The organism is Rhizobium sp. RAF36 (assembly GCF_052114105.1).
GTDB lineage: Bacteria > Pseudomonadota > Alphaproteobacteria > Rhizobiales > Rhizobiaceae > Rhizobium.
The window spans coordinates 555,379-567,735 of the sequence record NZ_JBFREC010000003.1 but is presented as its reverse complement, the minus strand read 5'-3'; the positions used below and the strand labels follow the sequence as shown (position 1 = coordinate 567,735).

The 12,357-nt window shown below is 58.7% G+C and carries 13 protein-coding genes and 1 pseudogene; 4 read left to right on the top strand and 10 right to left on the bottom strand.

The genetic code is table 11. The features are described 5' to 3' along the window. Positions 1 to 5: 5 nt before the first annotated feature. Entirely contained in the window at positions 6 to 707 is a 702-nt protein-coding gene (locus AB4Z25_RS14295) for a GntR family transcriptional regulator (protein ID WP_112386528.1), read from the bottom strand. Between the two features lie 88 nt (positions 708 to 795). On the opposite strand from AB4Z25_RS14295, the gene AB4Z25_RS14290 reads away from it, so the two are divergent. The 4 genes from AB4Z25_RS14290 to AB4Z25_RS14275 are packed head-to-tail and all read left to right on the top strand — an operon-like array spanning position 796 to position 5,410. Then, positions 796 to 1,830: an Ldh family oxidoreductase gene (locus AB4Z25_RS14290; protein WP_310295946.1), complete on the top strand. Its 1,035-nt coding sequence runs from the start codon at positions 796 to 798 to the stop codon at positions 1,828 to 1,830. Further along, a complete protein-coding gene (locus tag AB4Z25_RS14285; RefSeq protein WP_442208352.1) occupies positions 1,827 to 3,053 on the top strand; it encodes an iron-containing alcohol dehydrogenase in 1,227 nt (408 codons plus the stop codon). The genes AB4Z25_RS14290 and AB4Z25_RS14285 overlap by 4 nt, the downstream gene beginning before the upstream one ends. 16 nt (positions 3,054 to 3,069) lie before the next feature. Next, entirely contained in the window at positions 3,070 to 4,557 is a 1,488-nt protein-coding gene (locus AB4Z25_RS14280; RefSeq protein WP_442208276.1) for an NAD-dependent succinate-semialdehyde dehydrogenase, read from the top strand. Positions 4,558 to 4,573: 16 nt separating this feature from the next. Continuing rightward, positions 4,574 to 5,410 carry an alpha/beta hydrolase gene (locus AB4Z25_RS14275; RefSeq protein WP_442208275.1) on the top strand — a complete coding sequence of 279 codons (837 nt, stop codon included), beginning with the start codon at positions 4,574 to 4,576 and terminating at the stop codon, positions 5,408 to 5,410. Positions 5,411 to 5,564: 154 nt separating this feature from the next. Here the strand turns inward: AB4Z25_RS14275 and AB4Z25_RS14270 are convergent, their stop codons facing one another. The 9 genes and pseudogenes from AB4Z25_RS14270 to AB4Z25_RS14230 all read right to left on the bottom strand — a co-directional run. After that, a complete protein-coding gene (locus tag AB4Z25_RS14270) occupies positions 5,565 to 6,107 on the bottom strand; it encodes a hypothetical protein (protein WP_442208274.1) in 543 nt (180 codons plus the stop codon). 284 nt (positions 6,108 to 6,391) lie between these two features. Next, complete coding sequence (locus AB4Z25_RS14265; protein ID WP_442208273.1) at positions 6,392 to 6,760, bottom strand: DUF1330 domain-containing protein; 369 nt, start codon at positions 6,758 to 6,760, stop codon at positions 6,392 to 6,394. 46 nt (positions 6,761 to 6,806) lie between these two features. Next, a complete protein-coding gene (locus tag AB4Z25_RS14260) occupies positions 6,807 to 7,583 on the bottom strand; it encodes a helix-turn-helix transcriptional regulator (RefSeq protein WP_442208272.1) in 777 nt (258 codons plus the stop codon). A gap of 500 nt (positions 7,584 to 8,083) precedes the next feature. Next, positions 8,084 to 8,302: a hypothetical protein gene (locus tag AB4Z25_RS14255; RefSeq protein WP_112386536.1), complete on the bottom strand. Its 219-nt coding sequence runs from the start codon at positions 8,300 to 8,302 to the stop codon at positions 8,084 to 8,086. 319 nt (positions 8,303 to 8,621) lie between these two features. Continuing rightward, entirely contained in the window at positions 8,622 to 10,481 is a 1,860-nt protein-coding gene (locus tag AB4Z25_RS14250; protein WP_442208271.1) for a glycoside hydrolase family 15 protein, read from the bottom strand. Positions 10,482 to 10,517: 36 nt separating this feature from the next. Next, positions 10,518 to 10,985, bottom strand: a complete 468-nt coding sequence (locus tag AB4Z25_RS14245; RefSeq protein WP_442208351.1) for a CBS domain-containing protein — start codon at positions 10,983 to 10,985, stop codon at positions 10,518 to 10,520. 109 nt (positions 10,986 to 11,094) lie between these two features. Further along, positions 11,095 to 11,601 (bottom strand): cytochrome b, encoded by a 507-nt coding sequence (locus tag AB4Z25_RS14240; protein WP_112386538.1) that lies wholly within the window; start codon positions 11,599 to 11,601, stop codon positions 11,095 to 11,097. 53 nt (positions 11,602 to 11,654) lie between these two features. Beyond that, on the bottom strand, positions 11,655 to 12,056 hold the full coding sequence (locus AB4Z25_RS14235) for a sulfocyanin-like copper-binding protein (protein ID WP_442208270.1): 402 nt from the start codon (positions 12,054 to 12,056) through the stop codon (positions 11,655 to 11,657). 100 nt (positions 12,057 to 12,156) lie between these two features. Beyond that, positions 12,157 to 12,333: pseudogene (locus AB4Z25_RS14230) on the bottom strand (hypothetical protein); the annotation flags it as partial. Positions 12,334 to 12,357 lie beyond the last annotated feature (24 nt).

Below are 12,357 nucleotides of genomic sequence, written 5' to 3'. Positions count from 1 at the left end.
TCTCCTCAGTCGAATGCCGGCAGGAGCCGGTCGCGAGAATGCTCCAGATGCTCGCGCATCGCGCGCTCCGCTGCAGACGAGTCACCCGCCTCCAGTGCACCCAGGAGCGCCTCGTGTTCGTCCAGCGCTTCCTCGGTCACCCGCGAATGGAACATCAAACGAAAGATGTGGAAATGGGTGTGCTGATGATTGAGGGTCTCGCGAATGAGCTCGTTGCCGGCGATCTCCAAGATCTTGTCGTGGAACATTGCGTCTTGCCGCGCGAAGGTCGAGTAGCGCAGGCGTTCATCACCGCCTTCACGACGGCCCATGAGGCCAGCTGCCGCCCGTAGCGATGCGAGCTTGCCCTCATCCATGGCAGTGGCCGCCCTGGCCGCACTATCGGGCTCAAGAAGCAGTCGGAGCTGATAAAGTTCATCAAAACGGCGTCGGGTGATTTGCGGCGCGGCACTAAAGCCGATGAGATGGGTCTTGATGACAAGACCCTCACCCTCTAGTCGTCCTAGCGCTTCGCGAATAGGCGTCTGCGAGACGTTCAGCTCTTTAACGAGGTTATCGACCGTGATCCTGGCTCCGGGCGCAATTTTTAACGACATCAACTGCGCGAAAATCGCCTCGTAGACGCTCCCTGCAAGACTGTTTGCGCGCGGGATAAATCCACTCGTATCGAACACTTCAGGTGCGGCAGTCTGATTTCTTTGTTGCATGTTTTTGCCTCTTGACATGACCTACCGCTACCACGATGCTCCGCTATATGCAATCCCATATCCTATAGGATTTTAAATTGGAGCGGACGTGAAGGTTGATCCGGAGAAAGCTTTAGAGCTGGCTGGGCGGCTCCTGGTCGAGCGCGGCGCACCCTCAAAATGCGCCGATCTTCAGGCGTGCGTGCTTATCGAGGGCGAGCTCAAAGGCCACCCATCGCACGGGCTGCAACGCCTTCCTCGTATTCTGACCCGCATCGAGCGCGACCTAATCGACCCAGCCACCGAGGGCAATGCGCATTGGCGCTCATCATCATTTTTGGAGGTCGATGGGTTGAAAGGACTTGGCCCAGTCGTCGCTATCTCCGCGCTAGAACGAATTGCGGAGCAAGCTCATAAGACTGGTATCGCCGTTGCTGGCATCCGCAACTCCAACCATCTCGGTATGCTCGCTTATTACGTCGAGCGCTTTGCCGAGAAGGGCTTGATCGGGCTTGCCATGTCCTCCAGCGAGGCACTCGTGCACCCCTACCGTGGGACGCGGGCTCTCTTAGGAACCAACCCGTTGGCAATCGCAGTACCGACGGCAGGCAGGCCACTGGTGGTCGACCTCGCTACCGCCATCGTTTCAATGGGCAAGATACACCATCATGCCGCAAACGGTTTGCCAATACCTGAAGGCTGGGCATGCGATGCCAACGGGAGACCGACAACTAATGCGGCGGCCGCCATGACGGGCTCGATCGCACCCTTCGGCGAAGCCAAGGGCTATGCTCTCGGCATGGCGCTGGAGCTGATGGTGGCGTCGATTGCGAGATCCGCAATCGCGCCAGACGTCCGAGGGACGCTCGACGCCGACGCCATATGCAACAAAGGCGATGTGCTCATTGCCATTGATGTCGGTGAACAACCCGAGTTCCTAGCCTGCTTCAGCGCCTATCTCGACAGCGTACGCAGTTCCCGCCCGTCGGATCCAGGCATGCGCGTGACCGTTCCAGGCGACGGCGCGTCGGCTCGACGCGAAGGTGCACTTTCCGATGGCATCGAGATTTCGGCCAGGCTTTGGGACGAACTGAACGCCCTCTCTCACTCCAGCAAATCGCTTGTCAAAGGACATGGACAATGACCCTTTTCGCCGCTCTTCGGCTTCCCCAAGAAATTCTGTTTGGCAAAGGGCAACGTCACGCTTTGCCAACCGTCGCAGCTAGGCTTGGACGGCGTGCCTTGATCTGCACCGACGAGCGGCTCGCCGGCACCGGCGTGTTTGCCGAGTTGGTGAAGGCCCTCGAAGCCGCATCCATCGATTTCCTGATCCATGATGGGGTCCAACCGGACGTCCCTGCTGATAGCGTATCGGTCTGCGTCGAATATGCCCGCGATTTTGATCCTGAGATGGTGATCGGCATTGGCGGGGGAAGCTGCTTGGATATGGCAAAGTGCGCCGCCCTATTGCTGACCCACGGCGGTAAACTGAAGGACTACTACGGCGAATACAAAGTTCCAGGCCCGACGATCCCTGTCATTGCTATTCCGACGACGGCAGGTACCGGCTCGGAGGTAACGCCCGTGGCAGTGATCTCGGACGCCGAACGCACTTTGAAGGTCGGGATATCGAGCCCCTACTTGATTGCCACGGCGGCGATCTGCGACCCGGAACTGACGATGACCTGCCCACCGGGTTTAACGGCGGTCGCAGGGGCCGACGCCCTCACCCACGCGATCGAAGCCTTTACCGCCGCTCGCCGCGGGACGGATCACGCACTGGCGCAAAACCACGTCTTTATCGGCAAAAGCGCGCTGACTGACCATTTCGCCCTTTTGGCTATCAAGCTTCTCGGCCGCAGTCTTGAGAAAGCCTGCAAGGATGGCTCCGACGAAGATGCGCGTGCAGAGGTGATGATGGGGGCGCTTGCAGCAGGCTGCGCGTTCGGGACAGCCGGTACCGCCGCGGCTCATGCCATTCAATATCCCGCGGGTGCTCTTACGCATACCGCCCATGGCCTCGGTGTTGCAACCATGATGCCCTACGTCATGAACTACAATCTGTCTGCGTCAATTTCCGAAATGTCCGAGATCGGAACCGCGCTCGGTCTGGCGACACCGGACCTCGACGAAAAGCAGCTAGCGATCGCCGCAATCGAGGAAATTGGCAGACTGTTTGCGGCGATCGGTATCACCCGCACGCTCGCCGATCTCGGGCTGGCCCAAGACAAGCTCGACTGGACGGCCGAACAGGCCTTCGGAATTGACCGGCTCATCAAGAACAATCCACGGCCCTTCGACCTCGAGGCGATGAAGCGTCTCGTCAAAGCGGCCTATGACGGCGATCTGGCCGCATCCGCCATCTAGTTATCGAGGAAACATCATGACCATTGCCCAGCAGATCTCTAATTCCAATCATCAAGTCCCGGACATCGCAGCCGCCGCTCGCGGGCTCTACATCGACGGAGAATGGCGACAGTCTCGGTCCGGACAACAGATCGATGTCATCGATCCCTCTACAGGTAGAGTTCTGACATCCGTGCCAGATGCCACGATCGATGATGCACGCAGGAGCATTGATGCCGCCGCGGCAGCGGCACCTGCGTGGCGCGCAACGCCTCCCCGCAGGCGCTCCGAAATTTTGCGCCGATGCTTCGAACTGATGCTTGAACGCTCGGAGATGCTCGCGTCGTTGATCTCGATGGAGAACGGCAAGGCGTTGCGAGACGCGCGGGGCGAGGTGGCTTACGCTGCCGAATTCTTTCGCTGGAATGCCGAGGAAGCCGTTCGCATCACCGGCGAATTCGGCATTGCGCCATCTGGCACCAACCGCATTATCGTCGATTATCAGCCAATTGGCATTTGCCTGCTGATTACGCCGTGGAATTTTCCGGCGGCGATGGCCACCCGCAAAATAGCTCCGGCACTAGCGGCTGGCTGTACGGTAATCCTGAAACCGGCAAGCGAGACGCCGCTGACAGCCTATGCTCTGGCCGCAATATATGAAGAGGCCGGCGTACCGAAGGGCGTCGTCAACGTACTGACGACAACGACCCCTGGCCCGATGACCGAGGTGGTTCTGGCCGACCCACGGGTCAGGAAGCTTTCCTTCACGGGGTCAACAGATGTCGGCCGCCAGCTGCTCGCTGAAGCGGCCAAGCATGTCATATCTTGCTCGATGGAGCTTGGTGGCAATGCACCGTTCCTGGTTTTCGATGACGCGGATCTCGATGCGGCGCTCGAGGGCGCGATGATTGCCAAGATGCGCAATGCGGGAGAGGCCTGCACGGCGGCAAACCGCTTCTACGTGCAGTCCGGGATCTACGACCAGTTCGCTGAAGGTCTCACGAAGCGTATGGTTGCGCTCAAAGTCGGGGCGGGCGTTGAGGCTGACACCGAATGCGGCCCGATGATAACCCGAAAGGCGGTAGAAAAGATCAGCCGCCTGGTCGAAGATTCCAAGGCGAAAGGTGCGCGCGTCCTGTGCGGCGGTGATGCGACAACAGGTGATGGGTTCTTTTACCCGCCAACGGTGCTTGCAGACGTTTCTGACGATTCAGAGATGAAGGCAGGGGAAATTTTTGGACCGGTCGCGCCTCTGTACCGGTTCGAATCCGAACACGAGGCCATCGAACGCGCAAACGACACCGAATACGGGCTTGCCGCTTACGTTTACACGCGTGATATCGCGCGTGGGCTACGCGTCTCTTCCGGCATCGAAGCGGGTATGATCGCGCTCAATCGGGGGCTCGTCTCTGATCCGGCCGCGCCCTTCGGCGGAGTAAAGCAGAGCGGTCTTGGGCGCGAAGGCGGTCAGCACCATGGCATTGCTGAATTCATGGAAGCCAAATATATCGCCACGAGTTTCTAATCCTGGAGGAGTGATTTTGGAGACCGACCCATTTCGGATCCGCGACCATGTCGCGGATTTCGATGTCATCGTCGAAGAGATCGTCGCGGCCAGTGCCAAGGCGCGGGAAACGTTACCCATGATAGCGGACGTCGCCTATGGCGATGGCCCGAGTGAATCGTTGGACATCTTTTTCCCAGAAGGGCCGCGTCAAAATCTTCCGGTTCACATGTTCATCCACGGCGGATACTGGCGGATGTGGTCAAAGCGTGAATACTCCTGCATTGCCAATACGGTCACACGCGCTGGCGCGATCGCGGTGATTGTAGACTACGCGTTGATGCCGGGTGTGAGGATGAAGGTCCTGGTAGATCAGGTCGTTCGTGCCAAGCAATGGGTCATTCTTCACATAGCAGAGCACGGTGGCGACCCTTCATTGCTCACGATCAGTGGTCATTCTGCAGGAGCCCATCTTTCAACATTCCTTTTTCAAAGCAGCACCACGGGTTCCTCTGTCAATGGCGCCCTGTTGCTGGGCGGCCTCTACGATCTCCTTCCCTTACAGCAGTCCTTTTTAAAGGCCGAGATTGCTCTTACGGATGACGAGGTCGCGGCCTTCACGCCACTAGGCCATTCGTACGATCCCTCTTGCCGCGCGATCTTGGCGGTAGGCGAAAATGAAACAAGGCCGTTTCACGTGCAATTGGACGCCTTCGCCAATGTGTTGCGGGAACAGGGTGTTCCCGTTTCGATACGGGTCATTCGCAATCGAAATCACATGGATGCTGTGCGAGATCTCGGTGTGGTTGGCAGCGAAACGAGCGACAGTCTGTTCGGCCTAATCCAATACGTCGCGCGTGGAGGCAGGCGTTAAGTCCCAACCAAAGGGATATAGTGCGAACGGAACAAGAGTTAGACCAGTGACCAGCGTCGCCTGGTTGATGAGGATCACGCCGCTTGAGCGTATGCAGCTCGCGCTTGCGAATATGCTGACAACCAAAGCGAGTACAACACTGAGGTGGGGTCGATCAGGGAACGGCAACGAGCTTCCAAGCTGCGTCGGAGGCAAAGGTTATGACCGCATTCTTCATTTCGTCGCGATCTCGTCGAGCTTGGGCTCGACCAATTGAACACGGGAGCCATTTTTCGGTCATCGCGACGAACATGTATCCTGCGCCGTGGCGCTCCACGAAACCGGCGCCGGCGTAGATCCAGGGGTAGCCGAACATAAGGAGCTTTTCATTCGCGGCCTTGTCGAGTAGCGCAGCGCGGCTCGCGAGAGCGATTTTCTGTTCGGTGTGAAGCCGAAATGCCATTTCGGATTGCCAAAGGAGACGATGTCGTTTGGGATGACGTCGCCCCGCTTTCGGCAGGTTGCCGTCGCCGCCCTGTACCAGCGAGATGTGACCTCGCGTGCTTACGACGTTCAAACCTGACACGATTTCGTCGCCTATCTCGACGTACGTCAGCCAATCCTTCACGGCAAAGAGGTCGCGCTGTGCCCCACGGGCGAAGGCGTAAAGCGGCTCCGGCTGGACGTCTCGTAGTTCGGATTCGTACAGAAAGACCACTTGGCTTCGCTGATTTGATATCGGCGTTTGGAAACGGCAAAGCCCCGTCCGGCAGCGTCGTTTCGCCCGAATGATCCGGGTACGCGTGGGTGAAGATGATCTTTGTAAGGGACGCAGGATCGACACCGAGGAAAGTCAAGTTCGCCGCCAGACGGACGATGAGGATTTTGAACCGAGAACCCACACCCCGCTTGAACGGAAACCCCACTTCCCCTCCGGTGTGAACGTGCGGAGCAAATGCGGGCTGCTGCGGTACTACGGCGCGGCAGCCGATGGTGGTTTATTCAAAGTCCTTTCGAGATCTGCAAAGGTTGCAGGACCATATCTGCAAGGGCCGACTTTCCTACTTCAAAGGCCTTCTGATACTCGGCGTCTTCCACCATTTCTCTGAATGCCGTCCGCCGCGGGTACTGCACTAGCATCACTGCGTCCCAGCCTTCCACCGGCCCGGTCGTAAGGACATCGAGGCCGTCGCCACGGAACAATATCCGTGCACCAAAGCGGGCTAGAATGGGTTCCGCCATTCTGAGGTATTCCAGATGCCGTTCCCGGCCGCCCTCGGGGACGAACCGTAGAAGGTTCAGCATCACGACAGGGGCGTCGTCCTCTTCAGAGAGGAACTTTTCAAAGACGTCGGGTGAAAACGCGACCATAAGCTATCCTTTCATTCAGAGCGTCCTTGGGGACGCTTCGGAAAGTCTAACCTCTTGCACCGTCAGAAACTGTCAGGAACGAACGCCAGTCCCGATCCTGCTCGCGCCAGCGCCGCATGAGCAGAGACCGTCGTTCCGGATACCGGTCGTCGAGGATCGACGCGGACCGAACACGGTCGACGCGGAAGTGACGGAATGCCGACTTGGCTTCGCACCACGCAGCGAGAACACGCACGTCATCGAAATATACGATCGTGATCGGCCAGACGACACGTTCAGACATAGCGCCGCCAGCATCCTCGTATGCGATCGCGACCTTTCGCAGGCGACGGATCGCATCACGTATCACTCCCACCTGCGCCGGATCGGATCGCTGCGAGATGGAAGCTGCCGAAACGAGTGCCGGCGCGTGTTCGTCGTGGAGCCGGTCGGTCCGACTTGAGAGTATTTTCGCCAGAGCGCTGTCGCTGCTCTGAGAAAGAGCCGGATCGGCTCTCTGCTGCACCCAGGTCAGCCCAAGGATTAGAGCTTCAACCTCTTCGGCCGAAAATGCAAATTGCGGCAGGAAGAAACCGTCGCGCAGCAGAAACCCGACGCCCGCCTGCCCGTCGAGAGGTGCTCCGAGCAGACGAAGCGTTTCGATATCCCGATAAACGCTCCTTTCGGAGACCCCGAGTTCCTGCGCCAGCTCCAGCGCGGTTACCGGCGTTCGTCGTGTGCGAAGCATGCCCAGCATTTCGAAGAGGCGGCTCGTTCTCGACATTAAGCGAATGGTCCTGTCTTTCGGTCTGAGATATCTAGTGCTTTCGCGGGCGGCGTCCAAGAAGGGACATCTATTGGAAATTCCGCGCCTTCACTTTAAGGGTATCGATGTGACGATCGCGTACGTACATGTCCCAGACCTTGGGCGACGTCATGTCCCCCAGTATCGGTAAGATGTCGTTATTCCGCCGCCGCCCGAGACGCACGAGTCGTACGCCGCGATGGCATCGTGTTCGATACAGGAGACCCTTTAGGAGCTTTTCGATGACGACCATCGTCGCCATGCGACAGGCAAAACGACCCGGTCGTCAGACGTCGCCTCGTGCAGTTGCTACATCAGGCGTGTCTAGTTACTAGCCGCAACGCACCTCGTGTTCTTTTTGGCTGCTCCGCAACATAGAAATCATCGTCGACGAAGCGATGGACGACCCGGCCTTTCGTGCGAGGCCGTCAAAGCACACGACGCGTTGCTCGAATGGAGAAAGGCGCCGGATTCCGCGGTCTGGTTTGGCATGTCGTGGGCCGACGGGGTTCGCCTAGCGTGGCCTGGGCCGCCTGCCCTTAAGGCAGCGCGCCGGGCCATTCGTTCGAAGGTTCCTCGGCCTCCACACCCGGCCTGTCTTCGGCCGGGTCTGGATCGCGGTCGTATGCCTTCTGGAGGCTTCCGATTTCATCGACGATCGCGTCATAGACGTCGGACTGCTTGGCACCCTTCACGACTAGAGAGTCGACCAAGTCTTCGAGCTGGTCACGTAAACCGTCTTTCCAGTCGCCGCTCATTTGCGATCCTCGGGCTGCAGTCTAACGCCCGTGCAGAGCATCCCACATGTCGAGTAGCGAGTGGAACTTCTTGAGATCGGCGCCCCGCCATCGTCCGGTTCCGGATCCGGAAGCGGCTCTTCGCCCGGAATTCGATAGGGGTCCGGCGGATTGTCGAGCGGGGGCACTTTCGGTGGCGGCGCGACTGGCTCGAATGGGACTGACATTTGGCATTCCTCCTCGTTTTATGAGAACGCGGAGGATGAAGGCAAGTTCCGGCGGCGATCGAGCCCGACCATCACCTGTGCTCAGTCAAAGCAAAACGCACCAGAGGCCTATTTTACGGACGCCATTCTTGGCTGTTTCGATCATCAAGCTCCCGGTCGAGATAGAATGCAGCGCTGATCAAGGCCAAATGGGTAAAGGCTTGCGGGAAATTGCCGGCTAGTCGCGCCTGGGCGTCGAACTCCTCGGCGTAAAGTCCGAGATGGTTGGCGTAGTTCAAGGCCGCTTCGAAAACCCTGCGAGCTTTCTGACTCTTCCCTGCCCGAGCCAGGCACTCGGCATACCAGAACGAGCAGGCGGAGAAGGCGCCCTCTTCCCCGTCGAGGCCATCGTCGCTTCTGTACCGGTGAACGACGCCGTCGTCAGCCAACTGTGCGCCAATAGCCTCCAGCGTTGAAAGCCACCGCGGATCGGTTGCGCTAACGAACCTCACAAGCGGCATCAGGAGAAGCGAGGCGTCGAGCATTTCGCCGCCCTTGGTCTGGACAAAGTGACCCCTGTCTTTATTCCAGAAGTTGGTCCAGATATCGTTATAGATATCGTTCCTCACGTCTTGCCACTTGACGAAAGGCGCGGCTAGCGATCGTTTCGTCGCCAGACGGATTCCGCGGTCGACCGCCACCCAGCACATGAGCCGCGAATGAAGGAATTCCTGGGGCTCTCGGCGCATCTCCCAGATCCCAGCATCAGGATCCTGCCAGTGGTCGCAGACGTACTCGATCACCTCGCGGACGCCCTCCCAGTGATCGTGAGAGATCGCATGCCCATATTTGTTGCTCAAATAAATTGAATCGAGGAGCTCGCCGTATATGTCGAGCTGGGACTGCTCGGACGCCTTGTTGCCAACGCGCACAGGTGTGGCGCCGCCATATCCTCGTAGATGATCGAGGTTGATCTCGTCTGGTACCTCTCCACCATCTACCGCGTACATGATCTTCAGGCGGCCGCCAGCGTCGCATGCGGCTGCACGCTGCCCGATCCAGTTGTTAAATGCCATCGCCTCCTGTCGATAGCCAAGCCTCATCAGCGCGTAGACCGTGAAGGATGCGTCTCTGATCCAAGTGGCACGGTAATCCCAATTGCGGCTGCCGCCCGGCGCCTCAGGCAAACCGAACGTTGCCGCAGCGATCACTGAACCGTGTTTGCGCGACGTCATGAGCTTCAACGTCAGCGCGGAACGGTTGACCATTTCGCGCCACCGCCCGCGGTAGGTCGACTGCCTTGCCCAGTCCTGCCAAAAGGCGACGGTCTGGTCCTCCATCTTTTGAGGTGTCTCATCGAACTCGTCGTCGCCGTCGTCGAGTATGAAATCGACGACCTCGCCCGCGCGGAGCGTGATCTGCCCGGTGACGGCGCCGTCGATCTCGCCGAGTGGTGCGCCCGCCACCAGCCGCACCACCTCGCCATTGGGATGTCGCCAGATGGCTGTGACGCCATCAAGCTGCGGGGATATTCGTTTGGAGGCGTAATCGAATCTCGGGGAGCAGGTCGCGCGGATCGTCATCGTGCCTCGGGTCGCTCTGAACCGTCGGACCAGCATGCTGGACCCATCGCTACGCCGGTTCTTCACATACATGAAGTCCGTAAGCTCTCCGCTGGCCTCGTCCGCCATCCATCGTGTCAGCAAGACGTTCGTGTCCGGAAGGTATTGTTGGGTTACGCGGGCATTGGGAAGGTCCGGTGCGATCTGAAACATTCCGCCGCGCTCCGGATCGAGCAATGCAGCGAATATCGACGGGCTGTCGAAGTCAGGCCAACACAGGAAGTCGATCGTACCGTCTGTCGCGACGAGCGCGATCGTCGCAAGATCGCCGATGACGCCGTGGCTCTCTATTGTTCGCGGAATATTCGCCACGGCGCGCGCCGTGACATCCGCGTCCATCGCACTCCCCGTCACCTCGATTTTGTTATCCATCGCGTCCTCTTTCTCGTCTGTGATGCACCGTGCCCGCTACTTGGCGATCTGGCGCACCTGACATAAACGACAAGGAAGAGCATGCTGAAGGCCGCTATAGGGAGTGCCGGCCCTTGTACAATCGGTGCTTCTATTGGGTAATCCGCGCAATCGGGGTGCAGGCGCCGACATCCGCGACCGTCGTGCGAACCGACCACGAACGGCGGATTCCATTCTGAACGTGAGCGTGGCGCTGATGACGGGTGACGACATGACATCCTTGACGCGCCAGCTCCTGGCTTTGAGATAGTCCGCAAGCGCGTCCGCCCGGTCACGCGTGTGTGGGACGGAACGTCTTGTCCAGGAAGATGCCACGCGCCGGATCAGGTCGCTCTCGGTCACGATTCCGGTCAGCCGTCCCTCTGCGTCAACGACGGGCACGGCCCCTATCTTATTGGCGTTGACGATCTCGATCGCTTGTCTGACGTTGTGCCCCTCGTCTATTGTCGTGACGGGGGACGTCATTATGTCTTTGGCCAGCATGACCTTACCTCCTGGTCTGTGGAGGCGATTGAAGCTTATATTTCGACAGGACGCTTTGATCGGGATCAATCGGGGCCCTTCTGCAGCAAGCTCATCCGACCGTCATTCGCCTCAAGACGTTCGTCTTCCAATAGAATTGATGAGCAAGCGCGCCAAGGATATGGGCGGCGATGACGATCCAGAGTATAACTTTCAGCACCTCGGCGTGTACCTCTCCCGTGCGGTCGTAACCGAAGTAGAACGCTGCCATCCCGCTGATCGGCAATGCGAAAAGAAGCAGGTAAAGCGTCGCGTGGGCGCCTTTGGCTGCAAAGGTCAGGACGTAAGGTTCCTCGGCGGGCGCGGAAGGCGTTCCCTGAATGAAGCGCAGCACGAGGCGGATACTGATCAGCAACAGTATCGAAATTCCGACATACGCATGGAGATCGGCGCCTGCCAATTGCGCATCAGTTGCCGAACCGGTGTGTTCGATCGCCCGCTGCCACTCGCTCATGCCGTCAGGCAAAAGCAGATTGTAGAAGACGAGCAGCGCCGACAGCCAATGAAGGATGCGTTGCGGCAAGGAGTACGCCGTCGGGTTTTGTGTCAATTTCTTCATCGTCGTCTCCCTGCCACTGATTCTGCTTATACTTATCTTTGACGGGGAAGCCCCTATTTCGTGACGGTCAACATCGCATGCATGCCGGCCTCATAGTGGCCCTTGATATTGCACAGAAGGAGATAGGAGCCAGCAGTGAGGTTCGCCTTCAACTGCCCGTCAGCGCCAGGCTTGAGCTCGGAGACCTCCCCCATGCTCTTCAACTGCTTTTCATCGACGCGATGTTTGCCGGCGACAACGTGGACGGTCGCGTCGGGGGACTTCAATTTGACCAAAACCATCTCGTGTTCCTCCGTCACCGCATCATTATGCACCATGAACACGGTATCGCCGGCCTTGATGGTTGGCTGATCAACTGACAGAGTCATCGGACCACCTCCCTCCCCTCCCTCAACGACCCTGACTGTGGTCGCTGCCAAAGCTGGGGTGACAGCGCCGGCCAGTGCGAAAGCCACCAGAACTCCTCGTATAATCTTCACGTCAGTCGCCTCTCGGTGGTTGAACCAGACCCGCCTAGCCAGTGAATCTGACGCCTTCCTGAACGTCATTGCTTAATCACCGACCCGCGGTACCTGCCCCACGCCAACGCCAGTTCAGTATCTCCGGCATGTCCTCCCCATGGTCTCGCACATATGCGCGGTGCCGGGCGAGTTTTTCATGCAGAAAGGCGACGGCTTGAGGGTGTTTCTCGGCTAGACCAGGAACTCGCGCGATGGCTTCAAGGGCCAAATTACCTTGCTAAGTATCTGGAAAGAT